Origin of the sequence: Ramlibacter henchirensis, assembly GCF_004682015.1 — a bacterium.
GTDB lineage: Bacteria > Pseudomonadota > Gammaproteobacteria > Burkholderiales > Burkholderiaceae_C > Ramlibacter > Ramlibacter henchirensis.
In genome coordinates this window covers 1374020-1393373 of the sequence record NZ_SMLM01000001.1, presented here as the reverse complement: position 1 = coordinate 1393373, position 19354 = coordinate 1374020, and the positions used below count along the sequence as shown (strand labels likewise).

The window sequence follows — 19354 nt, the reverse complement described above, 5'->3', positions numbered from 1 at the left end:
CGATACGGCCGCGCAAATGGCGCGGCCACCGCGTTGGCCGGTATCCGGGCTGGCGGAGATCACTCCATCGGCCTTCCCAGCGCGAGAGCGCCAGTGGCGAGGGGATGGAGCAGCGTCCCTGTGTCGAGGACGCCATCCGCTTACCGTTGCGGGGGCAGCGCAGGTTGGCCTTTTCGCGCCGCGAGCGAAGTGAACTTCGCTTGGGGCGACCGGGCTCCCTGCTTCCCGTTGAACTGCGGCATGCGAACCACACCGCGAGCACCAACGCGGCAATTCTAGGTGCATTCCAGAAGCGGCCCCCTACAATCCTTTCACCTATGGCCAGTGCTTCCCAGGTCGAACAGATCGCCGAACGCGTCGAGCGCCTGCTCGTGCGCTACGAGGAGCTGCAGCGCACCAACGCACTGCTGGTGCAGCAGGTGGAGCTGCTCACGCAAGAGCGCGACTCGCTGCGCTCGCGCCTGGGGGCGGCCCGCTCGCGAGTCGACGCGCTGCTCGAGCGCCTGCCGGACATCAAGTCCGCTGCCTGAGACCCTCACCATGTCCGTCACCAAGCAGATAGAAGTCCAGATCATGGGCCAGAGCTATCTGCTCGGCTGTCCGCAGGGCGGCGAAGGCCGCCTGCTCGAGGCCGTCGAGAAGGTGGACACGGCCATGTGCCGCATCCGCGATGCGGGCAAGGTGAAGGCGCGCGACCGCATTGCCGTGCTGGCCGCGCTGAACCTCGCGTTCGACATCGCCGATCGCGAGTCGCGCCCGGCTCCCGCAGCCACGGCTTCGACGGGCGGCGCGCCCGATGCGCGCCTGGCCCTCCTCATCCAGCGGCTCGATGGCGCGCTGGGCGACGACGGCCGGCTCATCTAGACGCGGCTCGCGCCGCCCCTTGCGTGAATGACGAGAAGGGCTTGTCAAGCCCTCGATTGGTTCACGCGCGGTCCATGTGTTTTTCGGCCCGGAACGGCCCCACGCGAACGGATGGGAGCCTAGAATGGCCCTCGTCTGCAGTGCGTGCCGGGCTTTATATTTCCTTGAACCAATGCTCTTTGAGCTCGGGCCTGGAAAACACCTTGCGAGCGTGAACGTCTCGCGTCAGATGATCCCAACGCCTGGTTGACCTAGCCCACCTGAACTCCGGTTCAGGATGCCGGTCCGGCAGTATCTGCAGACGCCTAATTGCTTCACGCAGAAATCGCTGCGCGATTTCTGCGTGGTTCCTAGCTAGATGACGAAGGCCGGAGTGAATCCGGCCTTCGTCATTGGGGGACTGCGCTGCATGTTATTCCGCGCAGTCCGCAGGCTGCGATCTGGAGCAGGCTCCAGATCGCAGCTGCTGAGTCGGTGACAATTGGGTCCTCGCGCCGCAAGTGCGCGCACAACGACAAGCGCATGGACCTCGGCATCACCTTCATCCTCGAACTCGCGGCGCTCGGCATCGGGACGGGCTTCCTGGCGGGGCTGCTGGGGATCGGCGGGGGGATGGTGCTGGTGCCGTTCCTCACCCTGATGCTTTCGGCGCACGGCGTGCCGCCGGACCTGACGGTGAAGATGGCGATCGCGACGTCGATGGCCACGATCATCTTCACTTCGATCTCCAGCGTGCGCGCGCACCACAAGCGCGGTGCGGTGCGCTGGGACATCGTCAAGCGCCTCGCGCCGGGCATCGTCATCGGCAGCCTCATCGGCAGCCTCGGCGTGTTCTCGGTCATCAAGGGCAGCGCGCTGGCCGTGTTCTTCGGGCTGTTCGTCGGCTTCTCGGCGACGCAGATGTTCCTGGACAAGAAGCCCAAGCCCACGCGGCAGATGCCGGGCACGGCGGGCACGGTCGCGGCGGGCGGCGTGATCGGTTTCCTTTCGGGGCTGGTCGGCGCGGGGGGAGGCTTCATCAGCGTGCCGTTCATGACCTGGTGCAACGTCGCCATCCACAGCGCGGTGGCCACGTCCGCCGCGCTGGGCTTTCCGATCGCCGTCGCCAACGTCGTCGGCTACATCGCCAGCGGCCTACGGGTGGAGAACCTGCCGCCCGCTTCCTTCGGCTACATCTGGCTGCCCGGGCTGGTGGTGATCGCGGTGTGCAGCGTCTTCACGGCGCCGCTCGGCGCCCGTGCGGCGCACGCCCTGCCCGTCGCGCGGCTCAAGCGAATCTTCGCCAGCATCCTGTACCTGCTGGCCGCCTACATGCTCTACAAGGGGCTGGCCGGCTGACGCTTCGCGCGCGATCTCGCGCAGCACCTCCAGCACCAGCTCGGGCTGCGTGAGCTGCGGGAAGTGCCCGCTGCGCCGCGCGATCACCTGCCGCCCGCGCGGCGACAACGTGGCCAGCGCCTGCTGGTTCGCCCGCTTGATCCGCAACGTCTCGGCCGGTGTCAGCCAGCGCGGCGGCTCGTTGCCACCCGTCACGACCGCCAGCGGCACGGGCGGGAAACGCCCGGCGGCTTCCACCTCGCGCGCCGCGGCGTCGATCCAGTTCATCTCCGAATGCAGGTTGGCGCGGAAGATCTTCTGCGGCGCCGACAGGACCCGCCCCAGCACCTGCGCCAGCCGGCTCTCATGTCCCTTGAGCAGTTCGCGGTCGCGCGGGTGGGTCGGCTCCAGCAGCACCATGCCCGCGACCTCCTGCGGGAATCGGCGGGCGAACAGCTGCGCATGCAGGCCGCCGAGCGAGTGCCCGACCAGCAGATAAGGCGGCGGCAATTGCAACGCCGCGAGCAGCTCGCGCAGGCTGTCGATCACCACGGTGCCGGTCTGCGGCAGCATCGGCCGGCTGCTGCGGCCCACGCCGAAGCGGTTCCATGCGAACACGCGCCCGATGCTCTCGATGCCCGGATAGAGGCGGCCCCAGCCCTCAAGCGTGACGCCTGCGCCGTTGAGCAGCACCAGCGTGGGCGTGCCCGCGCCGGTCAGCACGTACTCGAGCGTGCCGGCTGCGGTCGCGTGTTTCTGCTTGCGCGGCAGCTGCCCGAGGAACACCGGCGGTCAGGCCCCGCCGATGCCGACGTTGACCTTGCCGGTGCCCTCGCACTCGGGGCAGACGCCGCCATTGAGCTTGCCGCTGCCGCCGCAGGCGCGGCAGATGTCCTCGCCCGTGCCGGGCGTGCCGCGAGGCGCTTCATCGCCGGGCGACATCGGCGGAGTGGGTGCCCCGGGACGAGCACCGGGCGCACCCGCGGGCTGGTCGGAAGCGCCGGGATTCTTGCTTGCGAATTCGACCGAAGCGCCGGGGTCCTCTTCGCCCGCGACCGATTCGCTCAGGTCGATGGGGTCGGGGGGATGGGATCGTTCGTCGGCCATGGCGCACCTCGGGGGTTGGTTCGGGTCCATGGTAGGAACCGGCCCCGGCCCGCGCCGTAGGACGGGGCCGTCCGAAGCTGCGCGGCAGGACAGGCTCAGCGGCCCTGCCAGCCGGGGCTGCGCTTGCCCACGAAGGCGGCCACGCCTTCGCGGAAATCCGCGCTGCCGTACGCGGTGCGGATCAGGTCTTCCGCATCGGGCAGTTGCGCGCGCTGCAGGCGGTTCATGGCCTGCTTGCTGACCTTCTGCGTGACGGGCGCGAGCGAGGCGAGGCGCTGGCAGAGCCGGTCGCTCGCCGCATCGAGCTCGCCCGCCGGCGCGATCTCGAGCAGGTAGCCGGCGGCCAGCGCCTCCTCGGCCGTGAGCAGGTCGGCCAGCAGCAGCAGGCGTTCGGCGCGCGGACGGCCGACGGCCGCGACCAGCCGCGCCACGTTGGCCATCGACAGGCAGTTGCCCAGCGTGCGTGCGATCGGCACCCCGAGCTTCGTGCCCGGAGTCGCGATGCGGAAGTCGGAGGCCGTGGCGATGGCGAGGCCGCCACCGATGGCCCATCCTTCGAGCACGGCCACGGTGGGCATCGGCAGGTCTTCGACGAGGGCCACGCAGTCGTCGATGCGGCGCTCGTAGGCCACGCCGTCGTCGCCGCTCCTGAAGTCCTGGAACTGCGCGATGTCGGTACCCGCCACGAAGGCCTGGCCGCCCGCGCCGCGGAAGCGCACCACACGCACGCTCGCATCGCCGCGCAGCACGCCGCAGATGCGCTCGAGCGATTCGTACATCGCCCAGGTCATGGCGTTGCGCGCCTCGGGGCGGTCGAAAGTGACCGAGGCGATCGGGCCTTCGACGCTCAGGTGGACGGCACCGTCGCTCACGAGCCGAACGCTCCTTGCGCGCGCAATTGCGCTCGCTCTTCTTCACCCATCCCCAGCTCCGCCAGCACTTCATCCGTGTGCTCGCCCAGCAGCGGCGGATGGCGCCGCACCTGCTGCGGCGTGCCCGACAGCTTCACCGGAAAGCCGATGTTGGGCACCCTGCCCTCGATCGGATGGTCGATCTCCATTCGCATGCGGCGCGCCTGCGCGTGCTCGCTGCCGAACGCTTCCGGATACGAGAGGATCGGCCCCGCGGGAATGCCCTGCTCCAGCAGCGTCTCGACCCAGTACTCCTTCGGTTTTTGCCGGAAGGTCTTCTCCAGTTCGTCCTGCAGCTCGGCGCGGTGGGCCAGGCGCAGCGCGATGGTGGAGAAGCGCTCATCGCGCAGCAGCTCCTCGCGCCCCATCAGCGTGCAGAGCTTCTCCCACAGCTTCTGGTTGTTCGCGCCCATGACGAACCAGCCGTCCGAGCAGGCCATCGCCTGGTACGGCGCGGTCATCTTGTTGGCGGTGCCCAGCGGCTGCGGCGGCTTGCCCGTGCCCCAGTAGTCGCAGATGTCCCACACCGAGAAAGCCATGGCGGCATCGAACAGCGCGGCATCGACGTACTGGCCCTGCCCGGTGTTCTTCGCGCCGATGTACGCGGACAGCGTGGCATAGATCGCGAAGAGCGCGCAGCCGATGTCGGCCACCGGCACGCCGGCTTTCACGGGAGGGCTGTCGGGGTAGCCGGTCACGCTCATCACGCCCGACATCGCCTGCGCCATCAGGTCGAAGCCGGGCCGGTCGGCCCAGGGGCCGGTCTGGCCGAAGCCGGAGATGCTGGTGTAGACCAGCCGCGGATTGACTTCGCGCAGCTGCTCGTAGCCGAGTCCCAGGCGCCTCATCGCGCCGGGCCGGTAGTTCTCGATCAGGATGTCGGCATCCTTCGCGAGCCGCAGCAGCACCGACTTGCCGGCCTCGGACTTGAGGTCCAGTGTGACGCTGCGCTTGTTGCGGTTCATGTTCAGGAAGCCCAGGCTGTCGGGCCCCTTCATCTTGAAACCCATCGAGCCGCGGGTCTGGTCGCCCGTGCCGGGCGGCTCGATCTTGATCACGTCCGCGCCCAGGTCGCCCAGCAGCATGCAGGCGAACGGGCCGGCCATGACCTGGCTGATGTCGAGGACGCGGACGCCCTCGAGTGGGAGTCGTGTCATGTCATCGAAGCTCGTGTCAGATCTCGGCCTTGACTCCCGCGTCCTTGATCACCTTGGCCCACTTCTGCTGTTCGGTCTTGATGAACTGGGCGAACTTCTCGGCGGAGCCGCCGCCGTCCTCGGCGCCGGAGGCCTCCAGGCGCTCCATCACGTCGGGCATCTTCAGCACCTTGTTGACGTCTTCGTTCATGCGCCTGGCCAGGTCCGCGGGCATCCTGCCGGGGCCGACCAGGCCGTACCACGTCGTCGCCTCGAAGCTGGGGAAGCCCGACTCGGCCATCGTCGGCACGTTCGGATAGCCCTTCACGCGCTGCTGGCGGGTCTGCGCGATCGGGATCGCCTTGCCCGACTTCACATGAGGCGTCGCGGCCGTCATGGTGTCGAAGCTGTAGTTGATCTGGCCGCCGATCAGGTCGGTGAGCATCGGGCCCGAGCCCTTGTAGGGCACGTGGAGCGCCTTCACGCCGGCCTGCAGCATGAACATCTCCAGCGCCAGGTGCTGGGCCGAGCCGTTGCCGGCCGAACCGAAGCTGATCTTGCCGGGGTTCTTCTTGCACAGGTCCACCACGTCCTTCACCGTCTTGGCGGGCTGCTGCTCGTTGCAGATCAGCAGGTTGGGCGTGACGCCCACCAGCACGATCGGCTGGAAGTCCTTCTCGGCGTCGTAGGGCAGCTTCTGCAGCCCCGGCACGATGGCGTGGCTGTTGATGTGGGCCATGTGCAGCACCGTGCCGTCGGCGGGCGACTTGGCCACCAGGTCCGAAGCGATGGTGCCGGAAGCGCCCGCGCGGTTCTCCACGATGATCTGCGTCTTCCACATCTCGGCCAGCTTCTGGCCGATGACGCGCGACAGGATGTCGGTGCCGCCGCCGGGCGCGAAGCCCACGATGATCTTGATCGGCTGCTGCGGGATGCCCTGGGCCCGCACCAGCGGTGCGGCGAGGGTGGCGGCGACGCCGGCGGTGAAGGTTCTGCGCTGGATCATGTTGTCTCCTTGACGTGGCGGATTGGAATCGTGCTGCTCATGCTGCCTTCTGCAGCAGTTGGGGAGCCGGATGCCCGGCGAAATAATCCATCGCGGCCTGCACCCCCGAGCCGGCCAGCTTCACTCCGGAGAGCTTGAGCCCCATCTCGCATCCGGACAGGGCCGCCATCAGGGTCAGGTCGTTGCAGTCGCCCAGGTGGCCGATGCGGAACATGCGGCCCTTGACCTTGCCCAGGCCGGTGCCGAGCGACAGGTCGAAGCGTTCGTAGATCGTCTTGCGCACCGCGTCGGCGTCGATGCCTTCGGGGGTCATCACGCCGGTGAGCACGGGCGAGTAGACGGCCGGGTCCACGCACTGGATCTCCAGGCTCCAGGCCTTGACCGCGGCGCGAACGCCCTCGCCCCAGCGGCGATGCCGCGCAAAGACCGCCTCCAGCCCGCCCTGCTGCGGGTCCAGCAGCATGTCGCAGGCTTCGGCCAGGCCGTACAGCAGGTTGGTGTTGGGTGTGTACGGGAAGTAGCCGGTCTTGTTCATGTCGACCATCTCGTCCCAGGCCCAGAACGACTTGGGCAGCTTCGACGTCTTGCTGGCTTCCAGCGCCTTGGGCGAGAGCGCGTTGAAGCTGATGCCCGGCGGCAGCATCAGGCCCTTCTGCGAGCCGCTGACGCAAACGTCCACGCCCCAGTCGTCGTGCCGGTACTCGGCCGAGGCCAGGCCGGAGATGCTGTCGACCATCAGCAGAGCGGGATGCTTCGCGGCATCGATGGCCTTGCGCACCGCGCGGATGTCGCTGGTGACGCCGGTGGACGTCTCGTTGTGGACCACGCACACGGCCTTGATCTGGTGCTGCGTGTCGGCGCGCAGGCGCTTCTCCACCATGTCGGCCTGCACGCCGCGCCGCCAGCCTTCCGCGCCGGGCAGGCCGAGGAACTCGGTCTTCAGTCCCAGGCGAGTGGCCATGTTGTTCCACAGGCTGGCGAAGTGGCCGGTCTCGTACATCAGCACCGGATCGCCGGGCGACAGCGTGTTGGCCAGCGCGGCTTCCCACGCGCCGGTGCCCGAGGCCGGGTAGATCACGACGGGATGCTTCGTCTGGAAGATCTTCTGCATGCCCGACAGCACGCGCTTGCCGAGCAGCGCGAACTCCGGCCCGCGGTGGTCGATGGTGGGCAGGCTCATCGCCCGCAGGATCCGATCGGGAACGGGCGACGGCCCGGGGATCTGCAGGAAGTGGCGCCCGGTGGGATGGAAGTCGAGTGTCAGCATGCGAAGCCTGTGAAAGATTCACCTCATTTTTGCATACAAAATTCGGCTGTCAACCGTGGCTCCACCCATGACTCATCCTTGCGGTCATCCTTTTTGCATACAATTGTCGGACATGGCCGATGTGATCTCGATCCCGCGCGCCGCCCTGCACGAGCAGGTTGCGCAGCGCCTGCGCCAGATGCTGGTGGAGAACCGCATCCGGCCGGGCGCCAAGCTCAATGAGCGCGAACTGTCCGAGGTGCTCAACGTCTCGCGCACGCCGCTGCGTGAGGCGATCAAGATGCTGGCCGCCGAAGGCCTGGTGGAACTCGTCCCCAACCGCGGCGCCATCGCCCTGGCGCTGACCGAGGCGGACGTGGTCAACACCTTCGAGGTGATGGCCGGCCTCGAAGCGCTCTCGGGCGAGCTGGCCGCGCAGCGCGTCACCGACGAGGAGCTCGCCGAGATCCGTGCCCTGCACTTCGAGATGATGGCCGCCTACACCCGGCACGACCTGTCGGGCTACTACACCCTGAACGCGCGCATCCACCGCGCCATCAACGCCGCGGCCAAGAACCCGGTGCTCACCACCACCTACAACCAGGTCAACGCGCGGCTGCAGGCCCTGCGTTTCCGCACCAACCAGGACGGCGCCAAGTGGAAGCGCGCCGTCGGCGAACACGACAAGATGGTCGAAGCCCTCTGCGCGCGGGACCCCGCCGCCATGCGCGACGTGCTGCTCACGCACCTGAACAACAAGCGCGACACCGTCCTCGAACAGCTGCGCGAGGACACCGCGCAGCGAACTTCCAAGGTCCGCCGATGAACGCCCCGCTGCCCATCACCGTCACGCGCGAAGCCGAGGGCGCCTACGACCGCGTGGCGGCCGGCACCAACGAAGTCGCCGGCCGGCTGGCCCAGCGCCTCGCGCACGAGACGCGCGGCGAAGTGCTGTTCTCCGCGGGCGACCGCGGCCGCTACGCCACGGACGCATCGATCTACCAGGTCATGCCCGTCGGCGTCTTCGTCCCGCGCGAGGCCGAGGACATCCGGCTGGCCATCGACATCTGCCGCGACCTGAAGGTGCCGATCGTTGCGCGCGGCGGCGGCACCAGCCAGTGCGGCCAGACCGTGGGCGCGGGGCTGGTGATCGACTGCTCCAAGCACGTGCGAAGCGTGCTGGACGTCGACGTGGCGAACCGGATCGCCGTCGTCGAGCCCGGCCTGGTGCTCGACCACCTGAACGCTTCGCTGAAGAAGCACGGCCTCTGGTACCCGGTGGACGTGTCCACCAGCGCGCAGGCGACGCTGGGCGGCATGGCCGGCAACAACTCCTGCGGCAGCCGCAGCATCGCCTGGGGCAACATGGTCCACAACGTGCTGGGCCTGGACGCCTGGATGGCGGACGGCGAGCTGCTTCGGTTCGGCCGCTTCGACCAGGCCGCCGGCCGCGTCCTCGCGATCGGCGAGCAGGTGCGCGCGATGGCCACCGAGCTCGCGCCCGACATCGATGCGATGTGGCCCAAGGTGCTGCGCCGCGTCGCGGGCTACAACCTGGACGTCTTCCGCAACCAGAACCCCAAGCCGTACACGCCCGACGGCTCGGTGAACCTGGCCCACCTGCTGGTGGGCAGCGAAGGCACGCTGGCGGTCACGCGCAGCCTCAAGCTGCAGCTCTCGCCCTTGCCGCGCAACAAGGTGCTGGGCGTGGTGAACTTCCCGACCTTCTACAAGGCGATGGACAGCGCGCAGCACATCGTGCGCCTCGCGGACAACATGAGCGCCGCGGGCGGCGCGGGCACCCTCACCGCGGTCGAACTGGTCGACCGCACGATGATCGAGCTGTCGCTGCAGAACCCCGCCTTCGCGCCCGTCGTGCGCGGCGCGGTCATCGGCCAGCCCGACGCGGTGCTGCTGGTGGAGTTCTCGGGCGAGGACAAGGCCGCGCTGGTGCGCCACCTCGACCGCCTCGTCGAGCTGATGGGCGACCTGGGCCTGCCCGGCTCGGTCGTGCGGCTGGAGGACGACGCCGCGCAGAAGGCCCTCTGGGAAGTGCGCAAGGCGGGCCTGAACATCATGATGAGCCTCAAAGGCGACGGCAAGCCGGTCAGCTTCATCGAGGATTGCGCGGTGCCGCTGGAGCACCTGGCCGAGTACACCGATGCCCTCACCGAAGTGTTCCGCCGGCACGGCACGCGCGGCACCTGGTACGCCCACGCATCCGTCGGCACGCTGCACGTGCGCCCGATCCTCGACATGCGGCGCGAAGGCGCGCCCCGGATGCGCGCGATCGCCGAGGAAGCCGCGGCCCTGGTGCGCAAGTACCGCGGCGCGTACAGCGGCGAGCACGGCGACGGCCTGTGCCGCGGCGAGTGGATCCAATGGCAGTTCGGACCTCGCATCACCGAAGCCTTCGGCCGCATCAAGCAGCTGTTCGATCCGCAGCGCCTGCTGTGCCCGCGCCGGATCGTCGACGCGCCGCGCATGGACGACACGCGGCTGATGCGCTTTCCTCCCGGCTATCGCGTCATCCCGCTGCAGCCCGCTCTCGATTGGCACGCGTGGGACGTGCAGAACGATCCCGCCACCGAGCGCACCACCGCGCCCGGCACCGGCGGCGACCCGTCGCTCGGCTATGCCAAGGCCGTGGAGATGTGCAACAACAACGGCCACTGCCGCAAGTTCGACGCCGGCACGATGTGCCCGAGCTACCGCGCCACGCGCGACGAGAAGCATCTCACGCGAGGGCGGGCCAACACGCTGCGGCTCGCGCTCTCGGGCCAGCTCGGACCGCAGGGACTCGTCAGTACCGAGGTGCGCGACGCGCTCGACCTGTGCGTGAGCTGCAAGGGCTGCAAGCGCGATTGCCCGACCGGCGTCGACATGGCGAAGATGAAGGTCGAGTTCCTGCACCACTGGCACCGCCGCCACGGCTGGACCTGGAAGGACCGCCTGATCGCCGGCCTGCCCGACTACGCGCGGCATGCGGCCAGGTTCGCGCCGCTGCTCAACCTGCGCAACCGCGTGCCGCTGCTGGCGCGCCTGGGCGAGAAGCTGCTCGGGTTCTCGGCGCAACGCAGCCTGCCGCAGTGGCGCGGCGATCACTTCTTCAAGGGCTCGCATGGCACGGCGTCGCGCGACGAGGCACTCGCCGCCGCGAAGCCCGTCGTGCTCTTCGTCGACACCTTCAACGGCTTCTTCGAGGCGGAGAACGCGCAGGCCGCCCTGAGCGTGCTGCAGGCCGCGGGCTACACCGTGCACCTGGCCGCCAAGGACAGCGGCGAAGGGCACCTGTGCTGCGGCCGCACCTACCTGGCCACCGGGCAGGTGGATGAAGCGCGCAAGAAGGCTCGCGAGGTGGTGCAGGCGCTCTCGCCTTTCGCCGAACGCGGCATCGCGATCGTCGGCCTCGAGCCTTCCTGCCTGCTCACGCTGCGCGACGAGCACCTGTCGCTCGGCCTGGGCGAGCCGGCCCAGCGCATCGCGGCCAATGCCTTCCTGCTGGAGGAGTTCCTCGCACGCGAGCTGGACGCGGGCCGGCTGGACGCGCTGCGCGATCGCCTCAAGCCGGTGGACCGCCCGATCCTGGTCCACGGCCACTGCCACCAGAAGGCCTTCGACGCGGTGACACCGGTGATGCGCCTCCTCAAGCTGATTCCGGGCGCCAGGCCCGAACTGGTGGAAAGCAGCTGCTGCGGCATGGCGGGCGCCTTCGGCTACGAAGCGAGCCACTACGACGTGTCGATGCGCATGGCGGAGCTCAGCCTGCTGCCCGCCGTGCGCGCCGCGGCCGATGCGATCGTGGTTGCCGACGGCACGAGCTGCCGCCACCAGATCCACGACGGCGCCGCGCGCGAGGCGGTGCATGCGGTGGCGCTGCTCGCGCGTCAGCTCGCATGAAGCCGCCGGCGGCACAATGACCGCATGTCCCCCGTGATCCGTTCCGCCCTGCCCAGCGACGAAGCCACTTGGCGCAAGCTGTGGCAGGGCTATTGCGACTTCTACGAGACGAATCTGCCCGACGAAGTGACGCAGCGCACCTGGAAGCGCATCCTCGACCCGGATTCGGCCGTGATGTGCCTGGTCGCCGAGGTCGACCGCCAGGTCTACGGATTCGCACACTGCGTGGTGCACGAAAACACATGGGAGACGCAGCCCGTGTGCTATCTGGAGGACCTCTATGTCGCGCCGTCCGCGCGCGGCCACGGGATCGGGACAGCCCTGATCGAGTGGCTGCGCAACTCGATGCGGGCCGAGGGCTGGGCCCGCGTCTACTGGATGACGCGGCGCGACAACGACGCCGCCCGCGCGCTGTACGACCGCTTCACGCAGGCCGACGACTTCGTCCGCTACGTGCTGCGCCGCGCCTGATCGCGCCACGGTTGGGTTGGCGACGACGCGCTGCGGGTCGCGTAAAGGACCTGCGTGCGCGCGCGAACCGTTGCACAATTCAGAACACCCCTGCACCGGCCCGAGCGGCCCGGTCTGTCGGGCTGCCCAACTCCCGACGCTTCTTGAATTCGCTCGCTTCCGAAGCCCCGCTGGATCCGCCCGCCGACCCCGCTCCCGCGGCGCACAACGCACGTCCGTTGCAGCGCCGGCTGACGCTGCTCGCCTTGGGCGGCCTGCTGCCGCTGCTGCTGGCGGCCACCGCGTCGCTGCTGTATTCGATGCACCAGCGCGAACGCGAAGTGCAGCGCACCGCATTGCACACCGCGCGCGCCATCGGCGTGGCGCTGCGCGCGGAGATCGAGGGCACGATCGGCACGCTGGAAGCGCTGTCCACCGCCAACTCGCTGCAGGAAGGCCGCCTGTCGAACTTCGAGGATCGTGCCCGCCGCCTCGTCGAGGCGCGCGGCTGGCGCAACCTGACGCTGGCCGATCCGCAGGCCCGGCTGCTGGTCAGCACGAGCACGCCGGCCCTCCCCGCGGCGGTGGACACAGACAGCCTGAAGCGCGCAATCGAGACGCGGGCGCCCGTCGTCGGCAACCTGTTCGTCGGACGGCAGCGGCTCACCCCGGCCTTCGCGGTGCGCTATCCCATCGTGCGCAACGGCGAAGTGCAGTACATCGTCAGCGCGGTGCTCGGCAGTGAGCAGGTGCTCGAGCTGGTGCGCGAGCAGAACCTGCCCGACGGACAGGTGGCGGCCATCTTCGACCCGAGCGGGGTCCGCATCGCCCGCACGATCGAGCACTCGGAGCAGCGCCCCTCGGAGTCGCTTCGCGCGCTGATGGAGCGAGGCGGCGATGAAGGCATGGGCCGCACGCAGACGCTGGAAGGCGTCGAGGCGCACACGGGATTCCACCGCGTGGCCGGCCTGGGCTGGACCGTCGCGGTGGGCATCCCCGTGGCCGAAGCCAGCAGCGCGGTGTTCGCCTCGACGGCGCTCGCGGCCGCGGGCCTGCTGGCGTCGCTGGGCGTGTCGGCGTGGTTGGCCTGGGTGCTCTCGCGCCGGGTGAGCCGGCCCATCACGCAGCTCAAGGCGGCGGCGGCGGCCCTCGGTCGCGGTGAGCCGCTTGCGCCGCAGCGGCTGGAGATCGAGGAGCTGGACGAGGTCGCCAACGCGCTCGTGCAGGCCTCGCGCGAGCGCGAGGCGGCGGCGCGCGAGAAGCTGGTGGCCGAAGCGGAACGCGAACGGCTGCTGGCCCAGGCCACGGCCGCGCTCGCCCGCGCCGAAGCCGCAGCCCGAAGCAAGGATGAGTTCCTCGCCGTGCTCGGCCATGAGCTGCGCAACCCGCTGGCGCCGATCTCGAGCGCGCTGCACCTGATGTCGCTCAAGGGCGACGAGTCGACGCGCGCCGAACGCCGCATCGTCGAGCGCCAGCTCAACCACATGACGCGGCTGGTCGACGACCTGCTGGATGTCTCGCGCATCACCGGCGGCAAGCTGCGCATCCGCCGCGAGCCGATGCGGATCGGGCCCTGGATCGAACAGGTCGTCGAGACGGTGCGCGGCCCGATGGGCACCCGCACGCTCCAGGTCGACCTGCCTGATGACGTCGCGCACGCCTGGGTGCAGGGCGACTCGGTGCGGCTGGCGCAGGTGCTGGGCAACCTGCTGGGCAACGCGATCAAGTTCACGCAGGAGTCGGGGCGCATTGCGATCTCGGGGCGGATCGAAAGCGGCCAGGTCGTGGTCGACGTCAGCGACGACGGCATCGGCCTCAGTGCCGATGAGGTGAGGCGGGTATTCGACCTGTTCTACCAGGCGCCCCAGGGCCAGCACCGCACCAGCGCCGGCCTCGGCCTGGGCCTGACCATCGTGCGCAGCCTGGTGGAGATGCACGAGGGTTTGGTGCAGGTGCGAAGCGACGGCCCGGGCCTGGGCAGCACCTTCTCGCTGCGACTGCCGCTCGTGGCCGAGCCGCCGACCATTGCAGCTGAACAGGCGCCGGCGCCGGCGCGACCGGCGACGGCGGGCGCGCGCGTGCTCGTGGTGGACGACAACGTGGACGCGGCCGACACCGGTGCGGCGCTGCTGGAAGCCTGCGGCTTCGAGGTCGCCGTCGCGTATGCAGCCGACGAGGCGCTGCGCCGGCTGGAGGCGTTCCACGCCGACGTGGCCCTGCTCGACATCGGCCTGCCCGGGATGGACGGCTACCAGCTTGCGCGCGCCATCCGCACCGGCCCGCGCGGGCAGGAGATCCGCCTGATGGCGCTCACCGGCTACGGACAGGAAAGCGACGTCCGGCGCGCCCGCGATCATGGCTTCGACGCCCACATGACCAAGCCGGTCGATGTGGATGCCCTTCTTGAGTTGCTCCAGAGCCTCGCGCGCCACTGAGTTCCCCTTCGGCGTTGCACACCGATACGTCACGGCAGAGCTCGTTGCCGCCTAGACTTCGCAGCCCCAAGCGGAAGGAGAGACTCTGATGAGCCAGAAAAGCCCCAACACCAAGGCCGGTCGGAACCAACGCAACGAACGCCCAGTTGCCGCCGCGGAATCGCAGGCGGCTGCGTTCTCCCGCGCCAGTTCGGCGGTGGCCAAGGTAACGGGCAACCTGCAGCAATCGATGGTCCGCCACACGGGACAGCTGCAGCAGGAAGCGGTGCACCAGCTGCGCATGGCCACCAACCCGGTCGAGCTCATGAACGTGCAGGCCGCGCTGCTCATGGCGGGCTGGCAGCACTCCATCCAATGCACCACGGACGTGGCCAACGCCTGGTTCGCCATCGGCGCCGCCGGCGCCCTGCCGCGGCAATCGAAGCCGCGGCTGAACTGATCAAGACTTCGCTCATCCACATCACGGCCGCGCGCTGGCTCAGCATTTGACAAGCGCTCGGGAACCGCCGAAAAAGACGCGCCTGCCCAGGCCCGCCCGCGCCCGAGAGTGCACGCCCCTTTCATCATGAGCGACCCCCTTCGCCTGCCTGCAGCCCGCGACGCCCGGCGCGCGCCGGCGACCGGCTCGCTGCTGGCCGGCCCCACCGCGAAGGCCGAAGCCATCGCGGGCAGCGACATGGCGGCCATGGTCTCGGAGTTCGACTGGGCCGCCACGCCGCTAGGTCCCGCCGACGAGTGGCCGCAGAGCCTGAAGAGCGCGGTGCGGCTGATCCTCGGCTCGCGCTACCCCATGTTCATCTGGTGGGGGCCGCAGCTCGTCGCCATCTACAACGACGCCTACGTCGACGTGCTCGGGCCGCGCCATCCGTGGGCGCTGGGCCGCGGAGCGCGCGAGACGTGGGCGGAGCTCTGGGACGTGCTCGGCCCGCAGGGCGAGGCGGTCATGCAGCACGGCGCGTCGACCTGGAACGACCGCGTCCTGCTCGTCATGGAACGCAAGGGCTTCGTCGAGGAGACCTACTTCACCTTCTCGTACAGCCCCTGCTTCAACGACCAGGGCGAGGTCGGCGGCGTGTTCTGCACCTGCACCGAGGAAACCGGCCGCGTGCTGGGCGAGCGCCGCCTCAAGAGCCTGGGCGAGCTGGCCACCGCGGTGCTCGACTCGCGCAACGCCCAGGACACCTGCGCACGCGCGGCCCGGGCGCTGGCGGACAACACGCACGACCTGCCCTTCGTCCAGTTCTACCTGCAGGACTCCGCGCACACCGCCAGGCTGGTCGCCGGCTCCGGTGCGCACGATCCCCTGCTGGCCGCGCCCGAGGTTTCGCTGCTCGATCCAGGCGCGCACTGGCCGTTCCACGCGGTAGCGGCGTCCCGCGAACCGCAGCTGGTGGGCGACATCGAACTGCGCGCCCACGTCCCCGCCGGACCGTGGCCGGAGCCGGTGCAGGACGCGCTGGTGCTCCCGATGCCCTCGCCCACGCCAGGCGGCCCGGGCGGCTTCATGGTCGCCGGCCTCAACCCGCGGCGCCCGCTGGACGCCGACTACCGCGCCTGGCTGGTGCTGGTGGCGCAGCAGGTCGCCAGCGCGGTCGCCGATGCGCGCAGCTTCGAGGAAGAGCAGATGCGCGCGCGCGCACTGGCCGAGCTGGACCGGGCGAAGACCACGTTCTTCTCCAACGTCAGCCACGAGTTGCGCACGCCTCTCGCGCTGATGCTCGGCCCGGTGGGCGAACTGCTGCAGGACCCGGCGCTGGACGAAGGCACGCAGCACTCGCTCGCCCTCGTGCACCGCAACGGCCGCAGGCTGCAGCGGCTGGTCAACACGCTGCTGGACTTCTCGCGCATCGAGGCCGGCCGCATGCAGGCGCGCTTCCAGCCGCTGGACCTGGCGGGCTTCACCGCGGAGCTGGCCAGCTTCTTCGACTCGGCGGCCGGCAAGGCCGGGCTCGACCTCGACATCCGCTGCGAACCGCTCACCGCGCCGGTGTACGTCGACCGCACGATGTGGGAACGCATCGTCTTCAACCTGCTGTCGAACGCCATCAAGTACACGCTGCATGGGCGCATCAGCGTTCGGCTGGGGCCCACGCCCACGGGCGCGCGGCTGGAAGTCGCCGACACCGGCGTGGGCATCCCGCCCGAGGCGCTCGGGCGCGTCTTCGAACGCTTCTACCGGGTGGAGGGCGCGCCGGGCCGCAGCATCGAGGGCACCGGCATCGGACTGGCACTGGTGGCGGAACTCGTGCGCATGCACGGCGGCACCGTGCAGGTGGAGAGCCGCCTCGGCGAAGGCAGCGTCTTCACCGTGGACCTGCGCGCGGGCTTCGAGCACCTGCCGTCCGGCCACGTGGTGCACGAGCCGGCGCGCGCGGCGGCCTCGCCGCAGGGCTGGCTGGACGAAGTGGAGAGCTGGCTGGGCGCCGAATCGCCGCAGGACGCGGGCCTGCCGCCCGAGGCCGGCATCTCCGAACCGGCTCCGCTGTTCGAGCCGCGCACGCCGGGCGAGCGCGGCCTGGTCCTGCTGGTCGACGACAACCCCGACATGCGCACCTACCTGTCGCGGCTGCTCGGACGCGAACACGACGTGTGCGTGGCCTCCGACGGCTGGCAGGCGCTGCAGAGCATCGGCGAGCAGAAGCCGGACCTGGTGGTCACCGACATGATGATGGCCCGCATGGACGGCTTCGAGCTGCTGCGGCGCCTGCGTGAAGACGCCGCCACCGCCACGCTGCCCGTGATCATGATCTCGGCCAACGCCGCCGAGGACGCTCGCGTGCGTGCGCTCGAGGCGGGCGCCGACGACTTCCTGGTCAAGCCCTTCCACGCGCGCGAACTGCTCGCGCGGGTGTCGGGCACCATGCGGCTGACCCAGGTGCGGCGCGACGCCATGCAGCGTGAACAGGAGCTGCGTGCCGAGGTCGAGAACGTGCTGGAAAGCATCGCGGAGGGCTTCGTCGCGGTGGACGCCGACTGGCGCTTCACCTACGTCAACCGCGCCGCGGAAAGCATCTACGGCCGCTCGCGCGAACAGCTGATCGGCCGCGAGCTGTGGGAGGTGTTCCCCGAGGCGGCCAGTTCGCGGTTCCAGGAGCCGTTCCGGCGCGCGATGCTCGAACGCACGCCCGTCACCGCCGAGGGGCCGTACAACGAGCTCTCGGGCTGGTTCGAGATCAACGTCTATCCGGTGGCCTCTGGCGGGCTGGCCTTCTACTTCCGCGACGTGCTGCAGACCCGCCTGATGGAACGCAGCATCCGCCAGAGCGAGGCGCAGCAGCGCTTCCTGTCGGAGTTCGGCACCCTGATGCAGCGCATCGAGGACCCTGAGCAGGTGCTCGACGAGGCGGTGCGCGCGCTGGGCGAACACCTGCAGGCCGACCGCTGCGTGTGGGCGCTGGTCGACGAGGACGAGGACACGACCGAGTTCCTGGGCGAGTTCCGCCGCGAGGACATGCCTTCGCTGCTGGGCCGGATGCGGCTGAGCGACCTGGGCAGCGAGAACGTGCGGCTGTACCGCGCGGGCCGGCCCTTCGTCGTGCACGACATCGACAGCGACGAGCGCATCGCGCCGGGACGCGAGCGCTACCGGGCAGCGAAGACGCTGGCCACGATCTCGGCCGGCATCCTGCGCGGCCGGCGCATCGTCGCGGGCGTCGGGGTGCACCAGCGCGAGCCGCGCCATTGGACCGAGTCCGAGGTGCAGCTGGTGCAGGCCGCGGCGCAGCGCTGCTGGGAAGCCTTCGAGCGTGCCAAGGTGCAGCGCCGCCAGCGCGAGGACGCCGAGGCGCTGGCCCAGGCGCACGCCGCGCTGCAGCAGGTGGAGCGCCGCAAGGACCAGTTCATCGCCACCCTCGCCCACGAGCTGCGCAATCCGCTCGCGCCGCTGCGCAACGGCGTGCAGCTGCTCGCGCTGGGCGGCGGGCCCGACGGAGGCGCGCGCGTGCAGGCCATGATGCGCCGCCAGATCGACCAGCTGGTGCGCCTGGTGGACGACCTGCTGGAGGTTTCGCGCATCACGTCGGGCAAGGTGGTGCTGCAGCGCACCCGGCTGCCGCTGCACGAGGTGCTGACCGGCGCGGCGGATTCGAGCCGGCCGGTGGTCGAGGCCGCGCGGCATTCGCTGCACGTCGATGTCGACGGCACGGCCGGCCTGTACGTCGATGGCGACGCCATGCGCCTGGGCCAGGTGTTCGCCAACCTGCTGAACAACGCGGCCAAGTACACCGAGCCCGGCGGCCACATCGCGATGAGCGCCTGGCGCGAAGGCGAAGAAGCCGTCGTGCAGGTGCAGGACAACGGCATGGGGCTCGCGCCCGACATGCTGGAAGAGGTGTTCCAGCCGTTCGTGCAGGCCGACCGCTCGGCCTCGCGCGCGCAGGGCGGGCTGGGCATCGGCCTGTCCATCGTGCGCAGCCTGGTGGAGCTGCATGGCGGCCGCGTGCGCGCGCGCAGCGAAGGCCTGGGCCGCGGCTGCACGTTCGAAGTGCGGCTGCCGGTGGCGCACGGCTCGCTGCAGGCGCCGCAGCCGAACCTGCCCGGCGGCGGTTCGCGCACGCCGCTGCCCGAGGGACCGTCGGTGCTGGTGGTGGACGACAACCGCGACGCCGCCGACAGCCTGGGCTACATGCTGGAGATGATGGGCGCGCGCACGCGAGTCGTCTACGGCGGCCCCGACGCGCTGGCGGCCGTCGAGGCCGAGGCGCCCGCGCTCGTGCTGCTGGACCTGGGCATGCCGGGCATGGACGGCTACCAGGTCGTGCGGCGGCTGGCCGGCCATCCGAAGCGGGATCGCATGCACATCGTCGCCCTCACCGGCTGGGGCCAGGCCGAGGACCGCCAGCGCACTCGCGAGGCCGGCTTCGACGAGCACCTGGTCAAGCCCGCGGAACTCGACAAGCTGGAAGCGCTGGTCGCACGCGTCGCCGCGCCGGCGGCAGCCTGAGGCCGGCCCCATGGACCCAGCGGCTAGACTCGCCGCTCGC

General features: G+C 70.0%; 14 protein-coding genes, 1 pseudogene and 1 riboswitch. Of the genes and pseudogenes, 9 read left to right on the top strand and 6 right to left on the bottom strand.

Going from position 1 to position 19354, the window contains the following annotated elements; all coding sequences use genetic code 11:
- Positions 1 to 18: 18 nt before the first annotated feature.
- Positions 19 to 281, bottom strand: a riboswitch (cobalamin riboswitch).
- 36 nt (positions 282 to 317) lie between these two features.
- From EZ313_RS06875 to EZ313_RS06865, 3 genes are all read left to right on the top strand, one after another.
- Positions 318 to 530 (top strand): DUF904 domain-containing protein, encoded by a 213-nt coding sequence (locus tag EZ313_RS06875; protein WP_135262449.1) that lies wholly within the window; start codon positions 318 to 320, stop codon positions 528 to 530.
- Between the two features lie 10 nt (positions 531 to 540).
- The gene (locus EZ313_RS06870; protein ID WP_135262448.1) at positions 541 to 864 is read left to right on the top strand and encodes a cell division protein ZapA; all 324 of its coding nucleotides are present in this window, start codon (positions 541 to 543) and stop codon (positions 862 to 864) included.
- 522 nt (positions 865 to 1386) lie between these two features.
- The gene (locus EZ313_RS06865) at positions 1387 to 2202 is read left to right on the top strand and encodes a sulfite exporter TauE/SafE family protein (RefSeq protein ID WP_135263590.1); all 816 of its coding nucleotides are present in this window, start codon (positions 1387 to 1389) and stop codon (positions 2200 to 2202) included.
- 39 nt (positions 2203 to 2241) lie between these two features.
- Here the strand turns inward: EZ313_RS06865 and EZ313_RS23575 are convergent.
- From EZ313_RS23575 to EZ313_RS06835, 6 genes and pseudogenes are all read right to left on the bottom strand, one after another.
- Positions 2242 to 2874 (bottom strand): annotated as a pseudogene (locus EZ313_RS23575) (alpha/beta fold hydrolase); the annotation flags it as partial.
- 99 nt (positions 2875 to 2973) lie between these two features.
- Complete coding sequence (locus EZ313_RS06855) at positions 2974 to 3288, bottom strand: hypothetical protein (protein ID WP_135262446.1); 315 nt, start codon at positions 3286 to 3288, stop codon at positions 2974 to 2976.
- A gap of 95 nt (positions 3289 to 3383) precedes the next feature.
- Positions 3384 to 4160, bottom strand: a complete 777-nt coding sequence (locus EZ313_RS06850) for an enoyl-CoA hydratase/isomerase family protein (RefSeq protein ID WP_135262445.1) — start codon at positions 4158 to 4160, stop codon at positions 3384 to 3386.
- The gene (locus EZ313_RS06845; RefSeq protein ID WP_135262444.1) at positions 4157 to 5356 is read right to left on the bottom strand and encodes a CaiB/BaiF CoA transferase family protein; all 1200 of its coding nucleotides are present in this window, start codon (positions 5354 to 5356) and stop codon (positions 4157 to 4159) included. The genes EZ313_RS06850 and EZ313_RS06845 overlap by 4 nt, the downstream gene beginning before the upstream one ends.
- A 16-nt stretch (positions 5357 to 5372) precedes the next feature.
- On the bottom strand, positions 5373 to 6338 hold the full coding sequence (locus EZ313_RS06840) for a Bug family tripartite tricarboxylate transporter substrate binding protein (RefSeq protein WP_135263589.1): 966 nt from the start codon (positions 6336 to 6338) through the stop codon (positions 5373 to 5375).
- Between the two features lie 40 nt (positions 6339 to 6378).
- Positions 6379 to 7608 carry a pyridoxal-phosphate-dependent aminotransferase family protein gene (locus tag EZ313_RS06835; RefSeq protein WP_135262443.1) on the bottom strand — a complete coding sequence of 410 codons (1230 nt, stop codon included), beginning with the start codon at positions 7606 to 7608 and terminating at the stop codon, positions 6379 to 6381.
- 112 nt (positions 7609 to 7720) lie between these two features.
- On the opposite strand from EZ313_RS06835, the gene EZ313_RS06830 reads away from it, so the two are divergent.
- The 6 genes from EZ313_RS06830 (at position 7721) to EZ313_RS06805 (ending at position 19314) form a co-directional block, all read left to right on the top strand.
- Entirely contained in the window at positions 7721 to 8413 is a 693-nt protein-coding gene (locus EZ313_RS06830) for a GntR family transcriptional regulator (protein WP_135262442.1), read from the top strand.
- Positions 8410 to 11487, top strand: coding sequence for an FAD-binding and (Fe-S)-binding domain-containing protein (locus tag EZ313_RS06825; protein WP_135262441.1), 3078 nt, complete (start codon positions 8410 to 8412; stop codon positions 11485 to 11487). Before EZ313_RS06830 ends, EZ313_RS06825 begins: the two co-directional genes overlap by 4 nt.
- 24 nt (positions 11488 to 11511) lie before the next feature.
- Entirely contained in the window at positions 11512 to 11958 is a 447-nt protein-coding gene (locus EZ313_RS06820) for a GNAT family N-acetyltransferase (RefSeq protein WP_135262440.1), read from the top strand.
- Between the two features lie 143 nt (positions 11959 to 12101).
- Positions 12102 to 14372 carry a hybrid sensor histidine kinase/response regulator gene (locus EZ313_RS06815; RefSeq protein WP_135262439.1) on the top strand — a complete coding sequence of 757 codons (2271 nt, stop codon included), beginning with the start codon at positions 12102 to 12104 and terminating at the stop codon, positions 14370 to 14372.
- A gap of 88 nt (positions 14373 to 14460) precedes the next feature.
- Positions 14461 to 14811 (top strand): hypothetical protein, encoded by a 351-nt coding sequence (locus EZ313_RS06810; protein ID WP_135262438.1) that lies wholly within the window; start codon positions 14461 to 14463, stop codon positions 14809 to 14811.
- Positions 14812 to 14937: 126 nt separating this feature from the next.
- Positions 14938 to 19314 (top strand): ATP-binding protein, encoded by a 4377-nt coding sequence (locus EZ313_RS06805; protein ID WP_135262437.1) that lies wholly within the window; start codon positions 14938 to 14940, stop codon positions 19312 to 19314.
- Positions 19315 to 19354 lie beyond the last annotated feature (40 nt).

What these genes read in the sequence shown, in the direction of transcription:
- EZ313_RS06875 (WP_135262449.1), top strand. Translation starts at nt 318, where the DNA reads ATGGCCAGTGCTTCCCAGGTCGAACAGATCGCCGAACGCGTCGAGCGC.
- EZ313_RS06870 (WP_135262448.1), top strand. Translation starts at nt 541, where the DNA reads ATGTCCGTCACCAAGCAGATAGAAGTCCAGATCATGGGCCAGAGCTAT.
- EZ313_RS06865 (WP_135263590.1), top strand. Translation starts at nt 1,387, where the DNA reads ATGGACCTCGGCATCACCTTCATCCTCGAACTCGCGGCGCTCGGCATC.
- EZ313_RS06855 (WP_135262446.1), bottom strand. Translation starts at nt 3,288, where the DNA reads ATGGCCGACGAACGATCCCATCCCCCCGACCCCATCGACCTGAGCGAA.
- EZ313_RS06845 (WP_135262444.1), bottom strand. Translation starts at nt 5,356, where the DNA reads ATGACACGACTCCCACTCGAGGGCGTCCGCGTCCTCGACATCAGCCAG.
- EZ313_RS06835 (WP_135262443.1), bottom strand. Translation starts at nt 7,608, where the DNA reads ATGCTGACACTCGACTTCCATCCCACCGGGCGCCACTTCCTGCAGATC.
- EZ313_RS06830 (WP_135262442.1), top strand. Translation starts at nt 7,721, where the DNA reads ATGGCCGATGTGATCTCGATCCCGCGCGCCGCCCTGCACGAGCAGGTT.
- EZ313_RS06825 (WP_135262441.1), top strand. Translation starts at nt 8,410, where the DNA reads ATGAACGCCCCGCTGCCCATCACCGTCACGCGCGAAGCCGAGGGCGCC.
- EZ313_RS06820 (WP_135262440.1), top strand. Translation starts at nt 11,512, where the DNA reads ATGTCCCCCGTGATCCGTTCCGCCCTGCCCAGCGACGAAGCCACTTGG.
- EZ313_RS06810 (WP_135262438.1), top strand. Translation starts at nt 14,461, where the DNA reads ATGAGCCAGAAAAGCCCCAACACCAAGGCCGGTCGGAACCAACGCAAC.
- EZ313_RS06805 (WP_135262437.1), top strand. Translation starts at nt 14,938, where the DNA reads ATGAGCGACCCCCTTCGCCTGCCTGCAGCCCGCGACGCCCGGCGCGCG.